The sequence below is a fragment of the Rosistilla oblonga genome, from assembly GCF_007751715.1.
Lineage (GTDB): Bacteria > Planctomycetota > Planctomycetia > Pirellulales > Pirellulaceae > Rosistilla > Rosistilla oblonga.
The window spans coordinates 3,796,793-3,823,345 of record NZ_CP036292.1 but is presented as its reverse complement, the minus strand read 5'-3'; the positions used below and the strand labels follow the sequence as shown (position 1 = coordinate 3,823,345).

Annotated in this window: 18 protein-coding genes; 15 read left to right on the top strand and 3 right to left on the bottom strand. The window is 58.1% G+C overall.

Going from position 1 to position 26,553, the window contains the following annotated elements; genetic code table 11:
* The first annotated feature begins 6 nt into the window (after nt 1–6).
* Nucleotides 7–1,347 carry an alpha/beta hydrolase family protein gene (locus tag CA51_RS13595; protein ID WP_145121444.1) on the top strand — a complete coding sequence of 447 codons (1,341 nt, stop codon included), beginning with the start codon at nt 7–9 and terminating at the stop codon, nt 1,345–1,347.
* Between the two features lie 66 nt (nt 1,348–1,413).
* Here the strand turns inward: CA51_RS13595 and CA51_RS13590 are convergent, their stop codons facing one another.
* The gene (locus CA51_RS13590) at nt 1,414–2,331 is read right to left on the bottom strand and encodes a cobalamin-binding protein (RefSeq protein ID WP_145121442.1); all 918 of its coding nucleotides are present in this window, start codon (nt 2,329–2,331) and stop codon (nt 1,414–1,416) included.
* A gap of 243 nt (nt 2,332–2,574) precedes the next feature.
* Between CA51_RS13590 and CA51_RS13585 the strand changes: the two genes are divergently transcribed.
* The 6 genes from CA51_RS13585 to CA51_RS13560 all read left to right on the top strand — a co-directional run bounded on the left by CA51_RS13585 (nt 2,575) and on the right by CA51_RS13560 (nt 12,877).
* Complete coding sequence (locus CA51_RS13585) at nt 2,575–3,204, top strand: sigma-70 family RNA polymerase sigma factor (protein ID WP_145121440.1); 630 nt, start codon at nt 2,575–2,577, stop codon at nt 3,202–3,204.
* Nucleotides 3,201–6,023, top strand: a complete 2,823-nt coding sequence (locus CA51_RS13580) for a serine/threonine-protein kinase (protein WP_231745676.1) — start codon at nt 3,201–3,203, stop codon at nt 6,021–6,023. Before CA51_RS13585 ends, CA51_RS13580 begins: the two co-directional genes overlap by 4 nt.
* A 15-nt stretch (nt 6,024–6,038) precedes the next feature.
* Entirely contained in the window at nt 6,039–7,280 is a 1,242-nt protein-coding gene (locus CA51_RS13575) for a hypothetical protein (protein ID WP_145121435.1), read from the top strand.
* Nucleotides 7,281–7,839: 559 nt separating this feature from the next.
* Nucleotides 7,840–11,112 carry a WD40 repeat domain-containing serine/threonine protein kinase gene (locus tag CA51_RS13570; RefSeq protein ID WP_197451166.1) on the top strand — a complete coding sequence of 1,091 codons (3,273 nt, stop codon included), beginning with the start codon at nt 7,840–7,842 and terminating at the stop codon, nt 11,110–11,112.
* Nucleotides 11,113–11,190: 78 nt separating this feature from the next.
* Nucleotides 11,191–11,664, top strand: coding sequence for a DUF1579 domain-containing protein (locus CA51_RS13565; protein WP_145121431.1), 474 nt, complete (start codon nt 11,191–11,193; stop codon nt 11,662–11,664).
* Between the two features lie 367 nt (nt 11,665–12,031).
* Nucleotides 12,032–12,877, top strand: coding sequence for a YciI family protein (locus tag CA51_RS13560; protein WP_145121429.1), 846 nt, complete (start codon nt 12,032–12,034; stop codon nt 12,875–12,877).
* Nucleotides 12,878–13,041: 164 nt separating this feature from the next.
* On the opposite strand, the gene CA51_RS13555 is transcribed toward CA51_RS13560, so the two are convergent.
* Nucleotides 13,042–14,961, bottom strand: a complete 1,920-nt coding sequence (locus tag CA51_RS13555; RefSeq protein ID WP_231745675.1) for a 3-keto-alpha-glucoside-1,2-lyase-like domain-containing protein — start codon at nt 14,959–14,961, stop codon at nt 13,042–13,044.
* 399 nt (nt 14,962–15,360) lie between these two features.
* Between CA51_RS13555 and CA51_RS13550 the strand changes: the two genes are divergently transcribed.
* The 8 genes from CA51_RS13550 (at nt 15,361) to CA51_RS13520 (ending at nt 25,493) form a co-directional block, all read left to right on the top strand.
* Entirely contained in the window at nt 15,361–16,782 is a 1,422-nt protein-coding gene (locus tag CA51_RS13550; RefSeq protein ID WP_197451165.1) for a sialate O-acetylesterase, read from the top strand.
* A 297-nt stretch (nt 16,783–17,079) separates the two neighbouring features.
* A complete protein-coding gene (locus CA51_RS25870; RefSeq protein WP_197451164.1) occupies nt 17,080–17,226 on the top strand; it encodes a hypothetical protein in 147 nt (48 codons plus the stop codon).
* 29 nt (nt 17,227–17,255) lie between these two features.
* Nucleotides 17,256–19,565 (top strand): efflux RND transporter permease subunit, encoded by a 2,310-nt coding sequence (locus CA51_RS13545; RefSeq protein WP_145121423.1) that lies wholly within the window; start codon nt 17,256–17,258, stop codon nt 19,563–19,565.
* A 210-nt stretch (nt 19,566–19,775) separates the two neighbouring features.
* On the top strand, nt 19,776–21,101 hold the full coding sequence (locus tag CA51_RS13540; RefSeq protein ID WP_145121421.1) for an MJ0042-type zinc finger domain-containing protein: 1,326 nt from the start codon (nt 19,776–19,778) through the stop codon (nt 21,099–21,101).
* A 188-nt stretch (nt 21,102–21,289) separates the two neighbouring features.
* Nucleotides 21,290–22,963 (top strand): ATP-binding protein, encoded by a 1,674-nt coding sequence (locus tag CA51_RS13535; RefSeq protein ID WP_145121419.1) that lies wholly within the window; start codon nt 21,290–21,292, stop codon nt 22,961–22,963.
* Between the two features lie 122 nt (nt 22,964–23,085).
* Nucleotides 23,086–23,493: a bifunctional nuclease family protein gene (locus tag CA51_RS13530; RefSeq protein ID WP_145121417.1), complete on the top strand. Its 408-nt coding sequence runs from the start codon at nt 23,086–23,088 to the stop codon at nt 23,491–23,493.
* 213 nt (nt 23,494–23,706) lie between these two features.
* Nucleotides 23,707–24,795 (top strand): lactonase family protein, encoded by a 1,089-nt coding sequence (locus CA51_RS13525; protein ID WP_145121415.1) that lies wholly within the window; start codon nt 23,707–23,709, stop codon nt 24,793–24,795.
* A gap of 44 nt (nt 24,796–24,839) precedes the next feature.
* Entirely contained in the window at nt 24,840–25,493 is a 654-nt protein-coding gene (locus tag CA51_RS13520) for a phosphoribosylanthranilate isomerase (protein ID WP_197451163.1), read from the top strand.
* A gap of 121 nt (nt 25,494–25,614) precedes the next feature.
* Here CA51_RS13520 and sucD read toward each other — a convergent pair whose 3' ends face one another.
* On the bottom strand, nt 25,615–26,496 hold the full coding sequence (gene sucD / locus CA51_RS13515) for a succinate--CoA ligase subunit alpha (protein WP_145121411.1): 882 nt from the start codon (nt 26,494–26,496) through the stop codon (nt 25,615–25,617).
* Nucleotides 26,497–26,553: the final 57 nt, after the last annotated feature.

Here is a 26,553-nt window from a genome sequence, read left to right as displayed (position 1 = left end):
ATCCCGATGAAATCACTTGCTGCCTTGATCGTCGTGCTCGCTGCGATGGAAACCGCCGCGTTTGCACAGAACGCTCCCTATGACAATCCGCCCGCTGTCGAAGCTCCCTATTATCGCGTCCGCTACGAAGCATCTTCGCAGCCGGGGAAATTGATCTATCCGGTGGCGTATACGGTTTGGGTGCCGCCAGCTGTCGATACGCTGCGTGGAGTGATCGTTCATCAGCACGGTTGCGGCGAGGGTTCGTGCAAGTCGGGGCAGACCGGTGCGTTTGACCTGCATTGGCAAGCGCTCGCGCAGAAGCATCAATGCGCGTTGCTCTCCCCCGCGTATGAACAGCCAGCGGGAGCGGACTGCCAGATGTGGTGCGATCCGCGGAATGGATCCGATCAGGCATTCCAAAAGGCCTTGGTCGATCTGGGGAAACGATCGGGGCATCCCGAACTTGCCGAAGTCCCATGGGCGCTGTGGGGTCACAGTGGCGGAGGCCATTGGGCTGGCGGGATGTTGATGTTGCATCCCGAACGCGTCGCGGCGGCGTGGCTGCGATCGGGTGTTCCGTTGTTCGAAGCGGTTGAAGGTCGCAACATCCAACCGCACACCTTGCCCGACGCGGCGTTGGCGGTTCCTACGATGTGTAACTTCGGAACCAAAGAAGGCTACACCGATAAGGAGAGCCGTTTCAAAGGCGTCTGGCCCAGCAACGAAACGTTTTTCAAGACGATGCGAGGTCGTGGTGCTTTGCTTGGCATCGCCATCGATCCGTTGACAAGTCACGAGTGTGGCAACTCTCGCTACTTGGCGATCCCGTGGCTGGACGCTTGTCTGAGCGAACGGTTGCCCGAAAAGAGTGGCCAAGCGATTCGGCCAATGCCACAACAGACGGCTATGCTGACGCCGCTTCCAGTCGACGAAGCCGCGTTCACCGCCGGGGTTCCCGCCGGAGATTTTGAGGGCGATCTCGCCACCTCGATCTGGTTGCCCAATCCAGAGATCGCAATCGCTTGGAAACAGTTTGTCACCGATTCGAATGTCGCTGATGTGACACCACCGCCGGCGCCAACCAACGTCCACCTCGACGGCGACCAATTGACCTGGCAGGCCGACGCCGATCTGGAAAGTGGCATCGCGCATTTCATCATCGAGCGCGATGGCAAGACCGTGGCTACCGTCCCCGAAAAGCCAAAGAATCCGTTTGGTCGACCTCTGTTCCAAGGACTGCAGTACAGCGATACGCCCGCCGTGCCGTTGGCGACGATGCGATGGACCGCCGACAAATCGGAGCCTGGTCAAGAGAACCCGTATCGTGTTCGCACGGTGAACACTGCGGGACTGGTCTCGCAATAGTTAGGTCGCTTCGGGAAACGAGGCGTGGTTTCGACGACGAGTTGCTCGCCCCGGTGCCGTTGCACGTCAACGCGGAGCGACGGCGATAGCTGCTGAAAGTCCGGCGGGCAATGGATGTGTGTCGGGATGCAATGCGTGAGCGAGGATTTCGAGGCTGTCGACAAGTCGCGGCCCCGGGCGGCTGAAGTAGGCTGATCCGTCGACCATGTAGACGCGGTTGTTGCGAACGCAGCTCAAACGCTCCCAGTCGCGATAGGATTGCAGGATCGGTAGGTCTTGCTGAGTGCGAGCGAGATCGAATCCACAGCACGCGATGATCATCACCTCGGGATCGGCGGCCAGGATCGTTTCCCAAGGCGTTGTTTTCGATCGCTCTCCGGCGACGCCAATGACTTCTTCACCCCCAGCGATCGCGACAAGTTCGGGACTCCAGTGGCCGGCGCTAAATGGCGGATCGACCCATTCCAGCAGCATCACGCGAGGCCGGTGTGCTATCGATTTGCTGCGTCGGGCGACAGCATCGATCCGCTGCTGCAGTGATTGCCGATAGCGTTCGCCCTGCGCGCCGCAACCGGCGGCTGCGGCGACCTGCCCGATACTGTCCAAGACGTCGGCAAGACAAGTCGGTTCGAGATTCAACAGTTGCGCCGCGTTGGGCAGCGCACAGGCTGCGTCGCTAACTTCTCGCTGCGAGACCGCGCACACATCACACAATGTTTGGGTGACGATTAGGTCGGGCGACAACGATTCGAAGACCGGCATGTCCAGAGAATAGAGCGCGTACTCCGTCTTCAACCGTTCGCGTACCAAGCTGTCGATCTGTTTGCTGCTGGCGTCCGTAGGGATCAACGTCTGGGTGACCTTAGGCAGGTTCAGCACGTCGGCGGGATAGTCGCACTCGTGCGTGACGCCTACTAATTGGTCGCGCAGCCCGAGCCCACAGATGATCTCGGTAGCGCTGGGCAGGAGTGAAACGATGCGCATGTCAAGTTGCAGAATCTGTTGTTGGGGAGAGGCTGAAAAAACGGAGCGGTGGCAATCGTTCGCTCTCGAAACTCGCCGCCGTTCAAACGGCAGGATAGCTGATATTTGCAACTTTCGCTGCCCGGAGTGTTTGCTGGCAGCAGGGGCCGTTTGGAGGTGAATTGTGCTGGTTTTGGAAACTTCTATAATTTGTGCGTGACAATTTCCCGCGGATCCCGCCAGGGGAGTCTAAGGAGAGAGCCGATGGCGAATCAAATCGAGTCCGATGCTGCGAGCGAGCTTTTTCGCTGCGCTGCCGACGGCGACGCCGAAAGTCTGGAGCGGTTGCTTGCTAGCTATTCCGGCTATCTGCGTGTCCTTTCGCGGATGCATCTGGATCGCCGTATTCAGCACCGGGTCAGTCCCTCGGATATCGTGCAGGAGACGCTGCTGGAGGTGCATCGTGATTTCCCCAGTTTCAGGGGGAATCGGGTCGAAGAGTTCACCGGTTGGTTGCGGCAAGTGTTGGTTCATAACATCGCGTCGGCCGTCGAAACGCATCTCGTGGCAGCTAAGCGAAGCGTTCGCGCCGAGCGGGTGATCGAAAGTTTGTCCGCTTCGATCGATCGTTCGCATCATCGCTTGGCGTCGTTGGCCGCCGATCCTCAGCGGTCGCCCGCATCGGAAGCGGATCATCGAGAATCGCTCGCCGAACTGGCGATGGCCTTGGAACATCTGCCCGCCGACTATCGGACGGTGATCGTTCTACGGCATTTAGATGGACTGCCGTTCGGCGACGTGGCCGATCGGATGGAGCGTTCGACCGGTGCGGTGCGAATGTTATGGCTGCGTGCAATCGAGCAACTTCGCCTAGCAATGGAACCGCAAGTATGAAAACTCAATTGCAAACCGATGAACAACAGTTGCTGGTTGCGGAGCTGTTGGATGATTACGCTTGCCGTTTAGAGCGGGGGGATGAAACGGGAGCCCAGCAGTTGCTGGCCGATCACCCGGAACTGAACGGTTCGTGGGGGATGCACCTGGAAAGTTTGCGAGCCCTGTGCCGAGCGACGCGCGAGGCCCAGCCGGACAACGAAGTCGAAGCGCCGGCGGCTCACGAAGAGGTTTCGATCGATGGCGCGACGCTGGGCGATTATCGATTGGGACGCGAGATCGGCCGCGGTGGGATGGGCGTCGTCTATGAGGCGACGCAGTTGTCGCTGCGACGCAATGTCGCGCTCAAGGTCCTCCCCTTCGCTGCGGTTTTGGACAGTCAACAGGTAGCTCGGTTTCGCAACGAAGCCCAGGCGGCGGCGTCACTGCATCATCCGCATATCGTTCCCGTGTTTGCCGTCGGCTGCGAACGGGGCGTGCACTATTACAGCATGCAACTTATCGACGGCCAGTCGCTGGAACAGGTTTTTGACGAACCGCGGCCGTCTGAAGTAACAGATCCCAGCGGACGCGATGCGCCCTGCCGCGTCGAGATTCCCCAAAACCAAACGACGCTCGATGCGCCGTTGCCCGCGAGCCGTCCACGGCAGCTGGCGCCGGCGGATCGCTCGGCGCAGCCGGTTCCATTTGCGGATCGCTCGACTCAAGCCGGTGCCGGCGATCGGACGCAGGTCGGCAACACCGGCTGTGGTCCCGACGAGATCCAACGGACGGTCGAGTTGATGATCTGTGTAGCGGATGCACTCGATTTCGCGCACCAACAGGGAGTTGTCCATCGCGACGTGAAGCCATCGAATCTGTTGGTCGATTCGGGCGGCAAGGTTTGGGTCGCCGACTTTGGATTGGCACGCGTGCGTGGGCTTGGAAACCTCACCGCCGAAGGGAAGGTGATGGGGACGGCGAGGTATATGAGTCCCGAGCAGATTGCCGGACGCCAACAGGAGATCGACCACCGCACCGACCTCTATTCGCTCGGGATCACGTTGTATGAGTTGTTGTGCAAACGTCCTGCATTTGAATCGCAAGACCGCGAGCGACTGTTTCACGCGATCCAACACTCCGGCCCCGTGCCGCTGCGGCGGGTGAATCCGGCCGTTGCTCTCGACCTCGAAACGATTGTTCTCAAAGCGATCGCCAAGCGGAAGGATGATCGTTACGCCACTGCGGGCGAACTGGCGGAGGACCTACGCCGGTTCTTAGAAGGCAAACCGACGTTGGCGCGACGGCCCACACGCGTTGAATTAGCGTTTCGTTGGGCGGTCCGGCGGCAGCGGTTTGTCGCGGCGGTCTTCTGTCTGTTGGTGCTTTCGATCGCGGGGCTGACAACTGCGACGCTGATGGTCTCTCATCAAAGTCGACTGAAAGATCAAGCGACAGCGCGCGCCCACCTGCATCTGGACCAAGCCCACGCGCTTGTCGATCGGTTTGGCGGGCTGATGTCCCAGCGGTTGGCCAGTTTGCCCGGTGGCGAATCGCTCCGTATCGAAGTCCTCCACGAAGCCGAACGCTATTACCTCGACTTTTTGCAATACGCCGATCACCACCCCGAGTTTCATGCTCAGCTAGCGAAGGTGCAGTTCCGACTGGCCGCCACGTATCGCGAGCTCGGTGATTTTGAGGCGGCGGAAGAAAAGTACCAAGCATCGATCGCGTCGTACGAAACACTTCGCGACCATGCGAAGTGGACCGACGACGATCAGGCAGATCTGGCACTTAGCATGCATAATCTGGCAGCGTTGCAAACCGAACTTGGCCGCGGCCCCGAAGCCGGCTGCAATTACCGAAAGGCCGTCAACTTGCAACAACCGTTGATCGAATCCGGCGACGCAGCGTCGAGTTATCTGCCGCAGTGGGCGATGTCGCAAAACAATTTGGCGTTGCTGGAATGGCAATTAGGCGATGTCAAACAGTCGGCACAACGGCTGCAGTGCGTGCAGCAAAAGCTTGACGATGCCTTGTGCCTGGCGCCAAACGACGTTGCGCTTCGCCAGCAGATGATCGAATGTCGCAATGCGTTGGTCGCCACGTTGAAGGATTGCGATCTGGCGGAATCGGAGCGGTTGTTGCGGACCAACATCGCTGATTTGGAAGCGTTGGCGGAATCGAGCGGCAGCGACAATGCCGCAATGCAGGAACAGAAACGCTGGTCGGCAAGACAATCGATCGCAGCTCAGTTGGCTGTTTCGCAGAACAACCTGGCGACGATATTGGGGCATCGCGGACAGTCACAACAGGCAGTGACGATCGTTCGAGATCTGATCCAACGGTTGACGGAGGTCGTACGAAACAATCCGCAGGATCGAGCCAGTGCTGAACAACTCGCGGTGGCTGAAAACAATTTGGGCCAGTTGATCTGGAGCGGACGGAAACGCGGCGAAGCTTCAGATCCGGATCTTCGAGAGAACGAGGAAGAGGCGGTGGCGGCGTTTCGCGCGGCGGAGAGCCGGTTACGGGTACAGACTGCGATGGTCGCATCGTCGGCCGAGCCCTTGAGTCGTTTGGCGGGCGTATTGCATAATTTGGGGACCATCGACCACCAACGTGGCAACACGACCGGGGCGATCGATAACCTGACCGAAGCTTTGGAATTGCAAGCTCAAGCTGTCAAACAATCGCCGTTTCATCGGGGATATCGGAATCATCTAGAACAACATCGCGAACTGCTCGATCGAATTTTGAGTCAGTTGAAGGAATCGCGATCCCCGGAAACTCGGACGCTTGCGCAGGCGAGCGATGAGTCTTTTGGTGGTGGGAAATAGCAAGGAGTGTGTTGGATGTCCTATTGGAGAACGCCGAACTCGAATCAGCGTGCGCGAGCGTTTCGAGGAATCGAACGACTCGAATCCCGCAGCTTGATGGCGGGATTGGTCAACGTCTGCGACACGATGATGAAACCGCCGACGCAACCGGGGGCGGTCGTTGCGGGAGTGCAGAGTCGGGCTGATCTGGATCAGTCCGATCTCGTGACTTTCGAAACCCAGAAGCCCGCAGCGAAAGCGGCCCGCGCACCGAAGGCGGAACCGTGCTGCGACGACAAAGCGATTTGGGGCTCGGATTGCGACTGGTTGGACTTCCAGGGCGATCTGGATTTGGGACAGCCGAAGAGCGACGGGAACGACTGCGATTGTGAGTGCGATGATCCGAATCATCACGACGATTCGGGCGATGAACCGCTGGTTCCCGGCGAATCTCAACCGGATACGAGTTTTATAGGTTCAACCGAGGACGCATCGACGGCAGAGTTAGATCGAACAAATGACACAGCGCCGGGACCGATGTTGGGGCCGATCTATGCTCGCCCCAACGCGACGTCGTCGACACCCGCCAACGCGGCAGCGAACCGGGCGTCGGCAAACTCAGTAGCGTTTCGCTATTTTTCGGAAACCAGCCCAGCGACTGCTTCTGGGAGAGCGTTGATCAGTTCGGAACCGTCGGCACGTTATGCGGCGCGGGAGACTTTTGTCTTCTTCTCATTGCTTCCTGCGGAGGAGGTGGACGACGTTGGGCCAGGTCAAATTCTGGTTGCGGAGTCTTCCAAGAGAATGGCGCCGCCTTCAAGTCGCGATCCATCGACGGGGGCTTCGGTAAAAACAGACGGCGGCGGACAAAGCGAGGCCGATGCGATACGAGCTGCCGAGCGGGCGATTCAGTTTGCCAGCAGCGTCCTAGACGCTACTGGAACGACGCCAGTCGATTGTCCAACTTGCCTGTCTGCCAACGCAAACGATTCCTGCGATCCGTTGGTGTCGGCAAATCTCACGGAGTCGGCAGCGGTTGGCGATGCGATGCCGAGCGAAAGTCGGTATGCAGGCGACACGCTTCGCGGGAACCTGAAGCTGGGACTTGTCAGTATCGTTTCGATCCTGTTTTCGATTCGATCGGTCGCTCCCGTCGGGGACCATAAGCGGGAACCAGTGCCTGCGGTTCGGGGGCGAACGCCGCTCCGCGGGGCTCGTATATTGAAGGCGCACCGCCGCGATCGCATCGCCGACTCTCAGTTGTTCGATCGCGAGTGAGCTCAGCCAAACGGTGCGGCGTTGGTCGCGCCGGACTCGTGACGGCTGAATCGTCACGATCTGTTTTCGTTACGGGAACTGCGGTCGCTTGGGGGATACGGCTCCCCTTCTGGCGACCCCCAATGTGTTAGGGGCGGTTTGCAGGAAGAGGTGAATCGCACTTGAGTTGGACCGCTGGCATGTTTAAGCTATGCGTCGCAGATGTGTATTGCGAACGACCGGCACGGTTGGACCAAGCAACGCTAGCTAACATTCCAAACGATTCGATTTACCGGTCGACCGCGAATTTGCGGTGGGGCAGGGGATTGCGGATGCGAAGGGTGGCGCAAACATCTGCGGATCGATGGGTGAGTACGCGTGTTCACCTGGAAAAATCCGCCCGCTGTTCAGGTAGAGCCCTCCTTGCATGTGTGACCGTCCTCAATCGGGTTCTGCAGATTCGTTCGGGAAGTGGTCCCAGCGCAGCGAATCGTTTTATTCCGAACTCCGCGCAAGCGGCAGCTTTTCGTTGTTAAACGGAATCGAACCGAGCGATTCTCGCTTCGCGGCGGTCGTCCGGATGTTTGACCGAACTGCGGGCAGTTCGTCGACAAGGACCGTCGATATAGACTCTGGGGACGAAGAGCTCGAACTAGATCCGCCCGAGCGAATTGGGCGGTTCACGATCCAGCAGATCATCGGTGCCGGGGGCTTTGGGACGGTCTATAAAGCTCAGGATGATTTGTTGCACCGCGTCGTGGCGATCAAGTCGGTGCGGCGGTTGAAGAAAGCGGACGACAGCGAGGACGATCGACTGTTGGAACCGCGGGCGGCGGCGCGGCTGAGCCATCCGTTTTTGGTCCCGCTGTATGAAGTATTCCAAGACGAACAATCGGTCTATTTAGTCTCGGAGTTCTGCCAAGGACCGACGCTAGCGAAGTGGTTGAGCGAAAATCCGGGGCCGGTAGCGCCCGAGGTCGCTTACGAACTGCTGCAGCGGTTGACCGACGCGATTATGCACGTTCACGACCGGGGCTTGGTCCACCGCGACATCAAACCGAGCAACATCCTGTTGGAAGAGTCGGCGGCAGCGGACGGGGTTGTTACCTGGACACCACGTTTGACCGACTTTGGGCTGGTGCGCGATTTGTTCGACGAGTCGCAACTTGGCTCGAAGGTCCGGTTGATCGGAACGTTGTTGTACATGTCGCCCGAACAAGTGCTCGACAGCGAATTGGCACACGGTGAAGCCTGCGACATCTTTTCGATCGGTGTCGTGATGTATCGCTTGCTGACTGGGAAATTGCCACACCGTGGGAACGACGGGTTGCAACTGATCAAGTCGATCTGTGTCGAACAGCCTCCTCCACCGCGGGCGATCGTTCGGACCGTGCCACGTGATTTGGATGCGATCTGTATGCGGTGTTTGGCGAAAGAGCCCGACCAACGCTACGGTTCGGCATCGGAACTGAAAGACGATCTTCTGCGCTGGCGTCAGGGAAGGATTGTCAGTGCAAGGCCACAAACGTTGGCTGAGCGGGCGTGGCACGGGATTAAACGCTTTCCGGTTGAATCGGGCCTGCTGGGGGTCATCGTGTTGCTTGTCATTGCCAGCCTGCTGGCATTGGCTCACAGCAATCGCAAGTTGGCCGCAGAGCGAAGTTCGTTGCAGGTGGCGTTGACCGACGTTCAATTGAGCGAACGCCGAGCGATTGCCGCGGAACACGACGCCAGCGCACACCAGGCGGAAGCCGAAGCGAATCGGACCGCGGCGGTGCAGACAGCTTATCTTTCCGACCTGCGACAAGCCTATTCCGCGTGGGCAAAAAACGACCGCGCCAAAGCGTTAAATATCGCAGGCCGAGTGGAAGATTACGCAACGGGAGTGGTGCCGATCGGGTTCGATCTAAAACTGTTGAAGTCCAGAGCTCTTCACGGATGGCATCAATGTGCCGCGTATTCGTCGATGATCACTGAGGTTGTTCTGCTTCCCAGCCAAGATGCCGCAGCGGTTGCTGATATCGACGGGACGATTCGCATTCTGGATTTGGAATCTGGAGAGGTTCTGCGCGAGTTCGCCCCCGTTGCAGGGACCCGCATGTTTGCCTTGGCCGTTTCTCCCGATGGAAACACGCTCGCCGTGGGACGCCAGGTAGCGACCGACTCAAATTGGCTTGATAATTTGAACGAGGTTCACTTTATTGCCCTAGGGGACAATGCCACACCAGGAACTATCGAGGACTTACCCACGACGGTCGAGTCGCTCGCGTTTTCCCCCGACGGCAAATGGTTGGCGGTTGGTTGTCGGTATGAACCGATCCCGATCTATGATCTCGCAACCGGCGAGGTCATCGAAACGGTCGAAGCACCGCGTCGCAACGAATTTATCAGATTTTTTCCCGATGCAACGCGGTTGTTGACGCTCAAGGATCAGTTCACGCCGGTCGTTGCCAGTCTGCTTCCTCAGACGCCTGATTTCGTCGTGCCGACAGATCTTCTGATCGAAACCATGTCTCTTTCCGCTGATGGTCGATGGTTGGTCTGCGCGTTCGCTCACGAGACGTTTCTGCGGCGATTTGATCTCGAGTCGGAGGATCTGAGTGCGGTTGAACTACGGCAATCGTATGGCAACGCAGAGGCTGTCGCTATTTCTCCCGATGGTCAACGCATTGTTGCCGGGATGCGGAATGGCGGTATCGTCGGCTGGGACTTGTCGGATCCTGCCAAAGCCGGCCAAGGTGCCGATGAGGAGACGGAACTTCCATTTTGGAATTATTGCCATTTGCAAATCCTTCACAATGGAGAGGTCTCCCAAGTTGCGATCGACGCCGAGGGACGCATCATCAGCGGTGGTGAGGACGGTTCGGTAGCGATCAGTTCCCTCGATCCCGTCCCCGATTCACAGCAAATCGTGAACGGTAAAACACTGCATGCCGTGCTTGCTGTGGATGGGCGCCAGGCATTCATCCCGAATGATTCCACTGGAAGAGTACAACGTATCGATACCAGCTCGTTCAACGTGATCGAGGCAGTTGCGGATATCCCTGATTTCAGCGTTCAAACCATGGAAATCTCTCCCGATGGCAGGTGGTTGGCGTACGGTGATCTCCATGGCAACACCTATCTGAACGCGCGCGATTCATCCATCTTGAATATGAAGCATGTGGCGCCTCCTCATGAGGGGTTCACGCCGCCCGTCGTCAGCGTGGGCTTCAACGCCAGCGGTGATCAGTTCTTTTCACTAACGCGCGGGGGAAATTGGCTGATCCTATTTGATATGGTCTCAACCACTGGATTGAATGGCAGCGCGTACGGGGTTGAGGTCGATCGGCAAGAGTTCCCGGTGGCCAACCGGTTCGCCACGCTGCTTGGTGACAATAAGATTTTGTTGTTTGGGGAGTTTGTCAGTACCTTTGACTTCGTCACGCGCGAGACGAAGGTTATCGATCGAGTGAACACCAGCGCAGCAGGCGGGATGTGCAACGATTTTTCGCGAAAGATAGTCTACATCGCGTCGCAAGATAGTCGGATTCGCAGCTACGATTGGGAGGGCCGGATGGTCGCCGCCAGCGACCGTTGGGATTCGCAACAACCAAGTGTTTCCGGTTTAGAGCCGAGTTGTATCACCCTGACTCCCGATCGCAGGAGTTTGTTGACTGGCGGCATCGATGGCTCGATCGCGATTTGGAATGCCGACGATTTGCAGTTTGTTGGGACCGTTCGCGCTGCCGATGAGCAAGGGGCCATTTCGAATATCGGAGTCTCGGAGGACGGCAAGGTTTGGAGCTATCATCAGCGCGATACAGATGGCAAATTTCCGCAGCGTGGGTTACAGATCATGCGAATTCAGTAGAATACGCAATCGCCTTGAGTCTGCAGCCGTTTGCAATTTAGGGCTGTCGATGGGTGATCACAAAAAGGCACGGCTTTTATGTTTGCCAAACCACAACAAGAACATCGTTGGCTCGATCGATTGGTCGGCAATTGGGCTTTCGAACACCATTGCGAAATGCCCGATGGAACCAAGTCGGCGACCGAGGGGAAGATGGTCTGCCGGTCGCTGGAGGGCATGTGGTTGATTTGTGAAAGCAGCGGGATCTCCGACGACGGCCAGCCATGGTCGTCTATCATGACGCTAGGTTTTGATGTCAAACAAAACCGCTACGTCGGTAGCTTCATCGGGTCGATGATGTCTAACCTTTGGCTCTACCAAGGCGACCTCGACGATGCGGGAAAACGTCTGCCGTTGCAAAGCATCGGGCCCACGTTTGCCGGCACGGGAACTTGCAAGTATCGCGATACGATCGAGATCGTCGACGCCGATAATTGGCTCTTCACAAGCGAGTTGCAGACCGAAGCCGGAGAGTGGGTAAAGTTCATGGATGCGCCTCATCGTCGCGTTTGACCGCTCGATTGCGTTAAGGCCAGGACTGCTGGGATCTGTGCCGGCGCGGCTCTCTGCTCTCCAAGATCGCTCCGCCGCGGTAGCTGTTGCTGCGGCTCTTTCCGCGTTGCGGTTCGACGTACCTTCGCCTTAATCGGTGGTGCGAGTTTGCGACGTTGGATGGCTGGTCGGACAGCGGCGGCAATACGAACGTATTGATCGTCGCTCGCTTCTTCTTCGCCTCGAACCGGCGGGATATCGAAGAGTCGAAATGGGTGTGTGGCAGCGCGGCAGAAAATTCGCGTTTTATGTCGATTGGCGCGTTGGCGACTCGACTAATGAGTGAAAGTGCCCACATCACCAACGGTAAAACACGAGGAGTCGATCGATGAAGGTTATGGTTCTTGTCAAAGCCACGGAAAGTTCCGAAGCGGGGATCCTGCCGAGTCAGGAATTGCTGACCGCGATGGGGAAGTTCAACGAGCAATTGGTGAACGCGGGAGTGATGAAAGCCGGCGATGGGTTGCGGCCTAGTTCCGATGCGGTCCGTGTCCATTTCAACGGGAAGGATCGGACGGTAACCGATGGTCCATTTGCGGAGACCAAAGAATTGATCGCGGGCTATTGGTTGTGGGAGGTCGCATCGATGCAGGAAGCGATCGATTGGGTGAAACGTTGTCCGAACCCGATGATCGATGAATCGGACATCGATATCCGGCCGTTGTATGAGATGGCCGACTTTGCCGAAAACGATCCCGAGGGGGCGATTGCGGAACAAGAGTCTGCTCTGACGCACGCGATGGCGTTGCAACAGGCTGTGGTTCAACCCTATCTGTTTTTCGGAGGCCGCTGCGAAGAGGCACTCGAGTTCTACCAGTCGGCGATCGGTGCCGAGATCGGGATGAAGATGCGGTTCAGTGAGAGTCCCGATGCGGTCCCGGAGGGGATGTTGCCAGCGGGGTTTGAGAACAAGATCATGCACGCGTCGTTCCGCGTTGGGAAGATGAACTTGATGGCGTCCGATGGCTGTGGCGAAGAGTCGAAGTTCGATGGGATGCGACTCTCGCTTTCGCTGCCCACCGCGGCGGCTTGCGAATTGGCGTTTAACGCCCTCGCCGAATTGGGGAAGGTCGATATGCCGTTAACCCAGACATTTTGGTCTCCATGTTACGGGATGGTGACCGACAAATTTGGGCTCGGTTGGATGGTGATGGTTCCCGTGGAGTGTAACTGACGCGTTCTCATCGCTTCGATCACAAGCCGTATCGATCTGAATGGATCGGGTGAGTTAGGGTACGCAAACAAAAGAGCCATCGCCGCAGTAATGGGGCAATGGCTCAGTCGAATTTCTCATCGGATTAAGATTCAGCGCCGCAAAGCGACTGAACTGGATGCTGCCTATTTCTCGGCGGATTCAAATCGGTAGATGCATTCGCCGCGAGCGCTTTGGGTCAGGTAGTAGACTTCGCCGTTTGCATCTTCACCAAAGGCCAGTACCGGAACATCGCCGCCGAAGATCTGCAGGTTCTTGCGAACGCGGCCCGCTTCTTGGTCGTAATCCAACGCCCAGACACAACCGGTGACATAGTCGGCGTACAAATATTTCCCTTCCAGTTCGGGCAACCGGTCGCTGCGATAGACGCGGCCGCCGGTGATCGAACGACCGATGCGGTGGTCGTATTCCCAAACCGGACCGATCGGTGGATTGGGCGATTCGACAGCGGTGTTGCCAAACGGATAAGAGCCTTCACGCATGCTCCAGCCGTAGTTGCCACCCTTGGTGATCAGGTCGACTTCTTCCCACAACTCCTGGCCGACGTCGCCGCACCACAGGTCGCCGGTCTTCGAATCGAAAGCGATCCGCCAAGGGTTCCGCAGGCCGTAAGCGTAGATCTCACCGAGTGCTCCCTTGTGTTCCACAAACGGGTTGTCGGCGGGGATGCCATACTTGCGATCGCCATCGGCCTTGTCGACGTCGATCCGCAAGATCTTGCCTAGGATTTTGCTGAGGTCCTGCCCGGCAGCGTGTGGATCGTTGCGGTAACCGCCATCGCCCAGGCCGATGTAGAGATAACCGTCCGGGCCAAATTCCATGCTGCCACCGTTGTGGTTTTGGAACGGCTGGTCGATCTCCATGATCACAGTTTCCGAGTCCGCAGCGGCTCGGTTGGGCTCATCTTCCGAAACGGTAATCCGCGAGATCACCGACTTCTTTTCGGTCGGGTGGGTGTAATAGATGTAGACGTGGCCGTTGTTCTTGAAGTCGGGGTGCGGGGCAAGTCCCAACAGTCCTTCTTCGTTTGCTCCGCGGCTCTTCCAATCCTTAACCTTGCCACGGAGGTCGTAGAATAATTTCGCTTCTTTAACGTCCTCGCGGTTTTCAAAAATCCAGATGCCGCCTTGTTGGGAGACTGCGAACAATCGGCCGCTTCCATCACCAGCGTCGGCCAGTTCGACGATTCGCATCGGACGCAGGTTGCCCGCTTCGTCGACAGCTTGCCAGTCTTCCCACTTCAGTTCGGGGAATGCCAGCTTGGATGTCAGTTCCAACTTGCCGTCGATAGGTTGAGGAACTGAGCCGTCTTCGCCGAGTTCGCGGATCTTGACATTGCGATAGGAGACCAGGTCGTTGTGGTCCTGCAAGCAGATGTGTCCGCTGCCAGCATTGCCAAACGTGTCGTAAGCCGCGAACTTGCTGGCCGCGACGCGTTTGTCCCAATCGGCGCTGCCGAGTTTGAAGGTGTAATAGCGGACGCCGTTCATCACGACTTCACAATTGTCGCCGGCGATTCGCACGTACAACTGGTTCCATTGACCGGCGGGACGTGTCGCGTCGATCTTTTCACTTTGATCGGCTGCCCAGCTTGGCGGTTGCGGTTTGTACAGTTGATACAACCAACCAGCCTTTTGCGGATCATGCCCTTCGACGTTGTCTTGAACTTGGATCTCGGGACCGCTCTGCCACGGGCGGTCGTTCTCTTCGGTCACGTGGAACATCACACCGCTGTTTCCGGCGGGGCTGATGTTGTATTCCAGCAACAGCTCGAACGCTTTGTATTTCTTGTCGGTAATGATATCGCCAGCACCTTTGCCCTCGCGGACCATCGCCCCGTCGACAACTTTCCAACCGTCGGAAACGCCTTCTTTTTTGTAGTTCCGCCAGCCGTCAAACGATTTGCCGTCGAACAACAATTCCCAGCCGCTGCGGCTTTCCGATTCGGTCAGTTTGTTCAGCGGCACTTCGGCTTGGGTCCTGCCGGACAATAGAGACAGCACCGTCAGGGATGCCAACATTAAGCGAGCGGTCGTCACATTCATGGGCTTTTTCATCGAGGTTGGTGAATACGAGGGTGAAACGGGAGACCGGATAGTATGAGGTCAGCCGTCTGGTAGTCCAGCGGCACCTAGAGATTATGGAGGATCGCTGCGTGAGAAGCTACCGGCGAAAACCAAAGGTTTCCGCACTTCTTGCAGCCCCGGCGTGGCCTATCCGAAACGTTTCGGCGAGTCGTCACGATCCTGCAACTCTTCTTCACCCGAACTGTCGCCAGGCATCGGCACAATGACTATATTATCGACCGGCCGGCTTCTCGCCCCCCGAGAGGTCTGAATGGTTTGGGGGACCTTTTCCTCGACCGCCTCCGCTTATTTATCCCACCAAACACTACAGGTAACGCCATGTTCCACCGTCGCCAGATATTCAGCCTATCCATCGCGATGTCGCTTGCATTGGTTGCAAGTTCGTCGCACGCGGAGGTCAAGCTTGCTTCGATCTTCAGCGATTCGATGGTCCTGCAACGCGAACTGCCAGCTCCCGTCTGGGGCTGGGCCGACGCCGGTGAAGAAGTCACCGTGACGCTCGGTTCGCAAACCAAAAAGACGAAAGCGGGAGACGATGGACGTTGGCAGGTTCAACTTGAAAACCTCCAGGCCAACGCGACGGGACAAAAGCTTGTCGTTGCCGGAAGCAACACGATCGAACTCAACGATGTCCTGATCGGCGAAGTCTGGATCTGCTCGGGCCAATCGAACATGGAATGGCCACTCAGTAAAGCGACCAACGGCTCCGAAGAGGTGGCGGCAGCCGATCACCCGCAAATTCGCTTGTTCAACGTTCCCGGACACACCACGTCGCCAGTTGCCAAGGAGACTTGTCCTGGCGAATGGAAGGTTTGCCAACCCGGTTCGGCCGGTGGCTTTTCAGCGGTCGGCTACTTCTTTGGCCGCCGTTTGCAAAAGGAGTTGAACGTTCCGATCGGCTTGGTTGGCACTAATTGGGGCGGAACGCGAATCGAGCCTTGGGTTTCCCCGGAAGGTTTTCACAAGGTTCCCGAACTGAAATCGATCGCCGATCAAGTCGACGCGTATACGGCAGAGACCAAAGTCGGCGCCAGTTCTCCGTCGGCGATCTACAACGCGATGGTCCATCCGTTGGTTCCGTTTTCGATGCGTGGTGCGATTTGGTACCAAGGTGAATCCAACGGAGCCGAAGGCGAATCGTATTACCATAAGACGCGAGCACTGGTTTCCAGCTGGCGTGAACTGTTTAACCCAAACCTCGGGTTCTACTGGGTCCAATTGGCTGATTTCAAGCAACCGACCGACGATCCTGCGGGAGGCGACGGTTGGGCAAAGCTGCGCGAAGCGCAAACCAAGGCGCTCGACATCGACCACACTGGAATGGCTGTCATCACCGACATCGGTGAAGCAAACGATATTCACCCGAAGAACAAGCAGGACGTCGGCGATCGGCTGGCTCAGTGGGCGCTGCACCAAACCTACGACAAGCAGCAGATCGTACCGGCGGGCCCGTTGTTCAAGAACCAGAAAATCGAAGGGGATTCGATTCGCTTGAGCTTCGATTACGTCGGCGGTGGTTTGATCGTCGGTAAAAAGGAAGGGCTCGCTGCGACCGAAGAGGTTAAGCAGGGCAAGTTGGCGCGTTTCGCAATTGCTGGCGCCGATAAGAAATGGCACTGGGCTGATGCGACGATCGATGGCGATACGGTGGTCGTAAAGTCGGCAGAGGTCGCAGAACCGGTCGCCGTCCGCTACGCCTATTCGATGAACCCAGAAGGGGCGAACCTTTATAACAAAGAAGGGATTCCCGCCTCTCCGTTCCGCACCGACGCTTGGTAGTTGATGCGGTGTTGCTCGATTTGGTTTCGAACCGCCGCCGGAAGTTTGATAGCGAAGCTTCGGGCGGCTCCGGAACAGAGCCCGGTTACGGGAACGGTTGTCGCGGGTATATACTCACGCCAACGAGGGCCTGCGACAACTCGGGACCGTCGGAGACGATGGGCCTCGGGAGAAGAGAGCACATGCGATCGTTGGCGTCTTTGCCAACACATGTGACGCGGGCCATATAACGGGAGATCGAGCATCGCCAAAAATCAAAACACCTTCGCCAAGCGTCAACGTGAAATGGACAAAAAGATGAAGGCCGAGGCCAAACGGGCTCGCCGAATCGCCGCCAAGGATGCTCCTCCGGTGGTCTACGACACTGAACCTGAAGACGATGAAGCGTCGGTCGCTGATGACGATGCCTCCAACGAAGACCCGATCGACGCCGTGGACAGCTGATTCACTGGCGATCGTAAACTGACCGCCGTATGCCACACTCCAACGCAGAATCGAACGACGACGCGTTCGCTGACGCCCCACGCAACGGCTTTGGTCGCTTAGTCGACCATGCGTGGCTTGTTGCTGTCGTGATCGTGATGATCACGACGGTGGCTACTCTGGGCTATATCGATCCAACACTATTGGTGCCCGCCAGTGAAGAGGCGGCGGTCGATCATTCGCCCACGTCCGAATCGCACAGCCGCAAACGGCGGGCAACACCCAACATTCGCGCTGCCCAGTTAGCCGGTTTTGATCTCGTGCTGCTGGTCCATTCCGAAGACCTCTTCACGCCAGCATCGGCAGCGGCGCTGCGGCATGTCGTATCGCGGCTCGAATCCTTGCCTCAGGTCGATAGCGTTCACTGGATGGACCGCGCTCCGCCGCTGAACATCTTTGGTCTGCGCGAACCGGTGTTCCCAAAAGCGACAGCTTCGGAATCTCGATTCGACGCCGCCAAGTCGAAGGCCCTCAGCAATCCGATGATCGGTGGGTTCTTGCTTTCGGGCGACGGCAAGTCGACGTTGGTCAATGTGAACATCGATTGGTTGTTTGTTCGCAACGATGAGGACTGCACGACGACGATTCGCGAGGCAGCTGAACAAGCCGCAAGCGAGATCGATGGCAGCGACCTGTCGTTTCAATTGACGGGGCGAGTTCCGTTGGAGCTGTCGCTGCGGAAACGCAATCGATCCGACGAGCGAACGTATCAAATCATCGCCAATGTGTTCACGATGGTCATGGCGGTCATCCTGTTTCGCGGGGTGATCGCGGTGCTGATCGTCGCGCTGGCGCCGGGGCTGGGAGTCTACTGGACGCTTGGCCTGCTGAACTACTTCGACCTGCAAGACAATCCGTTCAATCATGTCGTGCTGCCGATCTTGATCAGCCTTGTCGGGTTCACCGATGGCGTCCATATGATGGTGCAGATCCGCGCGAATCGCGCCGCGGGGATGCCGCCGCGCGCGGCGACTCGGCAGGCGCTCTCCGAAGTGGGACTGGCCTGCGGATTGACCTCGCTGACGACTGCGATCGGATTTGGTTCATTGAGTCTCGCCCATCACCGCGTCGTCCAGGAATTTGGATGGTGCTGCGTGTTGGGAGTTGTCGTCACCTTCATCGCCGTCGTCACGGTGATCCCTTTGTTGTGTATGACTCCACTGGGGCTGCGCGTTCAATCGGGGCACAGCCGCGGTTGGGTCGACCGCAATTTTGGCCGCGCCCAATGGATCGTCGACTCTGTGATCCGCAACCATCGCCGGTTTGCGATCGGCGGGATGTTGGGGCTGGCGGTGATGGTTGGGATCAGCAGTCTGCTGCGACCCGATGAACGTCGAAACAGCGCGCTGCCAAGCACCGGTGAAGAGCTGGAAGCATTGCAGACGATGGATCACGATTTTGGCGGTTTGGAAACCGCGAAGGTTGAGGTGGAGTGGACCGAGGATGTCGAGTCCGACTCGCCCGAAGTGCTTCAAGTCATGCAGGAAGTCGATGCAGCGTTACAGGCCGAACCGCTGATCGGTTTCCCGATCTCGATCGCTACCTTGGTCGCGGCGATGCCGGGCGAAGGAGATGCGGCCGACCGTGCCAGCTTGATTGAGCTGCTGCCGCCGCAACTGAAGCGAGCCTTCTTCACGCCCGAACATGGCACCGCGATGGCGATGTTCCGCGTCCAGGATCTGGGGATCGCCAAATACGGACCGGTCTTCGAACGGGTGGAGCAACGGCTGGAAACGATCGCTCAGGAGCATCCCGGTTTTACTGTCCAGTTGGCCGGCGATGCCGTCTGGCGTTGGCGTAACCTGTATCAGATCGTCGTCGATCTGGCGCTCAGTCTCGGCACCGCGATCCTGATCATTTTTATAGTGCTTTCGATCGTCTATCGCTCACTGCGGATCGGGCTGATTTCGATTGTTCCCAATGTCTTTCCGTTGGCTGCGACCGGAACGCTGTTGGTCTTCGCCGGTCAATCGCTCGAGATAGTTAGCGTGTGCGCGTTTACCGTTTGTTTGGGGATCGCTGTCGACGACACGATCCATTTCCTGACGCGGTACAACGAGGAACGCAAGAAGACGGATGACAAAGCCGAAGCGATTCGCCGCTCGTTTGTCGCCGTCGGCACCGCGTTGATCATCACGACGATCGTGTTAGTCGCGGGGTTCGTGACCGCGCTGTCGAGCGACACCCGCGATCATCAGATCTTTGCGATCATGGGTATTCTGACGATCACGTCCGCCCTGTTCGCCGACCTGATCTTTCTGCCCGCCCTGCTGACGATGTTTCCGGGTCGCAAGCGGTAGCGATTTGCGAAGTCCCACTCTCCGGCGGTTGTTGGCTGCGAATCTCGTCGTTTACGTGCCTTCGGGCCAGCCACGCAAGGCCCCGTGCGGTGTGATTCGAAGTTGGTTAAGTTGCGGTTTCGTGGGCAGCCGCTGTGCTGCGAAGCCTGTACAATCGATTTGGCGAACTCGCTGTTACCTCTTTGAAACACTATTGGATCTCGATGAATAATGAGCGTTCTGCAAATTCGCTGTCCTGGCTGCCAAGCTGTGTTGCGAATTCCAGCGACTGCCGCGGGCTCCAAAGTTCGTTGCAGCCAATGCAAAAAGGTGCTTGCGATCCCGGCCCGCTCCCCTGCGGCGGCGGACAAAAAGTCCCACTCCCAGAATCCTGCCGCCACAGCTCGGGCACCAACCGCTGCTGCAGCGACCAAAAACGATGACCCGTTTGCGGGGCTAGATGATTCCGGCGGTGGCGATGCCTTCGGCGCTTCGGCTCCCTATTCGCCACCCTCTTCCACGCCTGCGACCGCTGCTTCGTTTCAGCCTTCGTTTTCCAAACAGCCTGCCGAGCCGACACCGGTCAATTCGGCTGGCCGCCCAAAATGGCTGGTCCCTGCAATCGTCGGCGGTCTGTTGGCGGGTGCCGCAATGATCGTGGTAACCGGGCTGGGCTACGTCGCATTCAATCGTTCGGTCAAGGTAGCTGGTGCACAACAGCGCGAAGCCAACGCGGAGGCGAAAGCTGCAGCAACCGCGACGGCGCTCCGCGAACTCGACGCGGTCGCTCGAGACAATCCGATCCCCGACACATGGCAGCGACAGGGAACGCGTGGCGTTTCGGTGTTGATGCCGGCCGAAGCGAGCATCCGCGAAGTTGCTTCGCCAATCCAAGGTCAACTTGTCTTCCGCGTCGACGGCACCGATCCTGAAACGGGCGGGAAGTTTTGGCTGACCGAGATGCCGGTTCCATCGGGGACCGAAGTTCGCCGCGACATGTGGCTCCGCAATCTCTATCGCTACTCTGGCGCCACCGCCGAAGAGCAGTTGGACGTCACGCGATCCGGCGTCGTGGGGAAACGCATTCTGTTGGCTCGCGATGGTGAGCAAACCGACCCTGTGATGGAAGTCTTTGAACTCTCGGATCGGCTGGTCATCGTCTCGGTTCAACCCGCAACGACCGCGCTCGCCGAAGCCTTTTTTGCTTCGCTGACCCTGCCGAGCGGTTCGGATAAGAGCGACGGAGTTCCAGCGGAACAAGGGATCGCCGCAGCGCCGGCGTCCGCGAATCCATCGGATGGCAGTTCAACGCCGCCGCAATTAACTGGCGACGAAGCGCGGCGGCAGAAGCTGTATCTCGAGTATCGTCGATTTGCCGGCGCCAACAACTCGCGATCGCCGCTGCCGGGAATCAACGCTCGAGACGCCGTCGATAGCTTGTTGGGAAAGGTCAGCGAGAACCAAACCCAGGCGTTTTTGGTCCTGCATGGACTGACGGAAAAGCAATTGGGGGAGATCATTTCGGAGGGGAACAGCAAGAACTGGGCCGATCGTTAGCCCCTATCGCCAGGTCCAAAGCAAAGTATCCAAACGTTAGCGGTTCGGCTATAATTTCGGCGGGTGATCTATCCCCTTCGCCAAGCCCCCGGTGCAGGGATGATTCGTCCTTTACCTTCCGCTCGCGGCATCCGCCGCCCATTCATGTTCACGTTGTCCCTCGACAGTTTCTGGATGTTCTGACAAGCATGGCTTCGCTGTTCGTAATTCGTGGTCGAGACCAAGGCAAGCACTACGCGCTGGACAACGCGCGGTACACGATTGGCCGGGATATCAGCAACGACATTCAGTTGATCGATTCGGAGGTCTCGCGGCAACACGCGCAGGTTTTCACCGAGGGAGAGTTCTTCGAGGTGATGGACCTGGGCAGCAGCAACGGGACGTCGGTCAATGGCAGCCCCGTTAATCGCTGTATCCTCAAGAGCGGCGATCGGTTGCAAGTTGGGGCGACGATGATGATCTTCACCGGCAACGGTGAACCGACGACGATGGAGGGGCAGCACGGCGTCGACATCATTCAACAATCGCGGCAGATGGAAGGGTCGCAGATTGTTTCCTCGCTCTCTCGCGTCGTCGACAACGATGCCGAGATGGAGTCGTCGCAGGTCAAGATCGATGCTCGTGTGGAGGTGATGTACCACACGGCGCTCGCCGTCGGCCGGACGTTGGAGATTCCACAACTGTTAGATCGGATCTTGCGACTTGTTTTCGATTGGGTCGCCGCCGATCGCGGCTGCATCATGCTCTCGGATCCCGAAACAAAAGAACTCCGCCCCGCCGCACGCTGCGATCGAAGCGAGGGGCCGATCAAAGACCGGATCGCGATCAGCCGCACGATCCTCGACTATGTGATCGAGAAAAACGAAGGCGTTCGAACTCGCGACGCCAAAGACGATGGGCGTTGGGACAGCGGGCAATCGATCGTTCGGATGGGCATCCGCGAAGCGATCTGCGTTCCGCTGCAAGGACGTTACGACGTTGTCGGGGCGATGTATGTCGATACCTTCACGCCACCGGGCCACTTTGTCGATGCCGACGAACAGGGACGTTTTGTCGATGAACATCTGAAACTGATGACAGCGATCGGCCATCAAGCCGCGCTGGCGATCGAAGATACGTTCTATTATTCGTCGCTGTTGCAGAGCGAACGCTTGGCGGCGATGGGGCAGACGATCGCCACGCTGTCGCATCACATCAAGAACATTTTGCAGGGGATTCGCGGCGGCAGCTACTTGATCGAGACCGGGTTGGACCGCAACGACAACGAAGCGGTTCGCAAAGGCTGGGCGATGGTCGACAAGAACCAAGACAAGATCTCGAACCTTGTGCTGGACATGCTCACGTTCAGCAAGGAACGCGAACCGGAACTGGCCGAGGGGGATCTCAACGCGACGGTCGCCGACGTCGTCGAATTGATGCAGGTCCGCGCCGACGAAGCCGATTGTCACCTGGAAGTACAGCTCGATAAATCGCTCCCCTCGGCCTGCTTCGATGCCGATGCGATGCACCGCGCGGTTCTGAACATCGTGACCAATGCGATCGATGCGGTCGACAGCGCCGATCGCGAAGATGGCGTTCAACAACCGAGCGTTCGGATTTCGACAAGCTACGTCGCTGGCGAAGGGTTTTATATCGATATCGCCGACAATGGTCCGGGGATCGATGCGGCTGATATCGAAAAGATCTTCTCGCTGTTTGAGTCGAAAAAAGGGGCTCGAGGGACGGGGCTCGGTCTGCCGGTCAGTCAAAAGATCATGCAGGAACATGGCGGCGAGATCTTGCTGGAGAGTCAGCGGGGGAGCGGCACCAAGTTCCGCCTGCACCTGCCCGCCGCCGATTCCGCTCCCGATACGCTGATCTAGTTGGCAACCGCTGCTGACGGCGCAAAGTTTCCGTCGACGTGGGGAGCGGTCGGCGAACGGCGAAACGGCTATAATGGCGGCCTGCGTTTTTCTTACCTTCCCTCCCCATCGAGACACGTCAAATGCCTGTCCAGATGCAACTGGCTCGGATCATCATCAGCGAGATCAGCGATAACCAAGTGATCTACCTTCAAGAGGTCGACGGGGATCGCCAGTTTCCCATTCTGATCGGTATCTTCGAAGCTACCAACATCGACCGGCGGGTGAAGGAAGACTACAAACCACCGCGCCCATTGACTCACGATCTCGTGGTCAATGTCGCCGAAGCGTTGGGGGCGGAAGTCGATAGCGTCGTGATCAGCGGCTTGAAAGAGCATACCTATTTTGCCCAGCTGCGATTGAAGAAAGATGGGGAGATCATCGAGATCGATTCGCGTCCTTCCGACGCGATCGCGGTCGCGGTGACCTTCAGCCCGCCGCTGCCGATCTACGTCGCCGAAGAAGTGCTCGACGACGCGATCAAATCGTAAGTCGCTCGCCAGCGTTCGCTTCCGCGCCTCCTTAGCTCTGTTGTTCGTATCCGCTCAACGCGTCGCGGCGCGTTCCCGACGGGATCGGCCCAATCCGCGAACCGCTCGATCCGCACCTACCAAGAATCACCCTACCTTTACTCCTGGAGACCTCAGCTGATGCACAGTGTTTTCCGACTTCTGACCCTTGCTTTGATAATTGGATTGCCATCGATGGGAACCGCCGAGACGCTGGATGTTTGGTTCGGTACGACGACCCCGAAAGACGGTTTGAGCAAAGGCATCTACCACGCCTCGTTTAACACCGAGACGGGGAAGCTGACGACGCCCGAGTTGGCTTTCGGGATTGGGAGCCCCGGTTTCCTGGCGCTCCATCCCAACGGCAAGGTGCTGTATTGCACTGGCACGATCGATGGCGAACCGCTGTTGACGGCGCTTTCGATCGAATCGGGAGCCGATGGCGAGAAGTTGAAGTTGATCAACGCCGCGGCGATAGGTGACGGCGGCGCGGCGCATCTGTCGGTCGATCAAACCGGCAAGGCACTCTTTTCAGCCCAATACGGCGGCGGATCGACAGCGATGTTCGAACTCGCTGAAGATGGCGAGATCTTGCAACGCAGCGATCTGAAAAAGCACTCCGGTGGTTCGGGAGTCGTCGGCAAACGCCAAGACAAGCCGCACGCGCACTGGGTTGGCACATCGCCCGACAATCGGTTTGTGATGGTTCCCGATCTCGGGCTCGACAAGGTTGTGATCTATGAACTCGACTTGGACGAACTGAAGCTGAACGACCACGGTTTTGGCAGCGTTCCTGCCGGTGGCGGCCCACGCCACATGAAGTTCCATCCCGATGGAAAACACGTCTACGTCCTGAATGAACTGGCTCTGTCGGTTACTGTCTTCGATTACGATCCCGAAGCGGGAACGATGACGGCGATTCAAACGATTCCAACCGTCACCGAGGAATCGAAGGCAAAAGAGAATCACAGCAGCGGATCGGAGATTCGCGTGCACCCAACGGGCAAGTTTGTTTACTCCGCCAATCGCGGGCACGACACGATCACTGCCTATTCGGTCGACCCGGAAGATGGCAAGTTGACGTTGATCGAAGAGGAACCGATCCGCGGCAGCTGGCCTCGCAACTTCAATCTCGATCCGACCGGCAAGTGGTTGATCGCCGCCGGCCGCGACAGCAACACCGCCGCTGTCTTTTCGATCGATCAGGAGACCGGGGAACTGACCTTCACGCAGCACAGTGCGATGGTTCCGACTCCGATCTGCGTGCTGTTCAGCAAGCCGTAACACCTCGCCGGCATACCGTTGCCAGCGACAGGGAGAATGAAGACGTGTTCCGTATCAAGATTTGTGGCGTCCGCGCGGCCGAAGACGTTCGCGCGGCAGAAGCCGCCGGCGCCGATTGCATCGGGCTGAACTTCTATCCTGCCAGCGTTCGCTATCTGCAGCCCGAAGCCGCGGCGCTGCTAGTTCAAAACACGTCGACGCTGCAAAGCGCCGGCGTGTTCGTTAATGAACCCGTCGATCGAATCCGAGAGATCGCCGCGGCGGTGAAGCTCGATTGGGTGCAGCTGCACGGCGACGAGACGCTTCAAATCGGCAGCGATCTGATCGCCGCCGACCTATCCGTGATCCGAGCCGTTCGCTTGCCGACGACGCAGCTGACCGCCGCGACGATCGACGCGATCGTCTTGCCGTGGGCCGAGATCGGAGCCCGGATCCTGTTGGATGCCGATGGCGGTCCACAATTTGGTGGCTCCGGCCAACGGCTAGACTGGGACGGCATCGGACGCTGGGCTGCACAGACGTCTCTTGACGACTGGATTCTGGCGGGCGGGCTGAATCCCGATAACGTAGGCGATGCGATTCGTCGCAGCCGCGCCGCAGCAGTCGATGTCGCCAGCGGAACCGAGAGTGCTCCGGGCCAGAAAGACCCGGCAAAGATCGCGGCGTTTGTCGACAACGCAAAAGCGGCGTGGGCTTAAGGACTAAACAAAAACGGGCGGATGTTGCCATCCGCCCGTTTTTCGTTTCTACGTTCTTACATTTTGTGTTCTAGCAACCGAGCGCGGCACGTTGGCCGCGTCGCTTGTTCGAACAAAGGCATTATTTGCCGTGGCGTTTCATCGCTTCGACAACTGCCGCACCCATGTCGGCTGGCGAAGCAGCGACAACGATTCCGGCGTCTTCCAACGCGGCAACCTTCTCGGTCGCGGTTCCCTTGCCACCGGTGATGATCGCACCGGCGTGACCCATCCGTTTTCCGGGAGGTGCTGTGCGACCGGCGATGAAGGCGGCAACTGGTTTGGTGACGTTCTCTTTGACAAACGCCGCGGCTTCTTCTTCCGCCGAACCACCGATTTCGCCCATCATCAAGATCGCTTCGGTCTGCGGATCTTCTTGGAAGCGAGCCAGCAGGTCGATGAACGACGTGCCGACGATCGGATCGCCACCGAGACCGACGCAGGTGCTTTGGCCGAGACCCAAGTTGGTCGTTTGCCAAACCGCTTCGTAGGTCAGCGTGCCGCTGCGGCTCATGATGCCGATGTTGCCTGGCTGATGAATGTAGCCGGGCATGATGCCGATCTTGCACTCGCCGGGAGTGATCAGGCCGGGGCAGTTGGGGCCGATCAGGACCGAACCGCTCGCCTTGGCCGCCTTGAAGACGCGGACCATGTCGAGGACAGGAATGCCCTCGGTGATCGCCGCGATGACTTCGATTCCAGCGTCGATCGCTTCGAGGATCGCGTCGGCCGCAAAGGGTGGCGGAACGAAGATCATCGTCGCGTTGGCACCAGTTTTTTCAACAGCTTCACCAACCGTGTCGAAGACTGGAACGCCGTCGACGTTTTGGCCCGATTTGCCCGGCGTTACACCGCCGACCATCTGGGTGCCGTATTCTTTGCAACCTTTGGTGTGGAAGGTTCCCGCGCCGCCAGTGATGCCTTGGCAAATGACGCGCGTGTTTTTGTCAATCAAAATGGACATTGTTATTCCGAATCCCGTAAATCGTGTAGGTCAACGATTTGTTGTGAGTTGTAAACG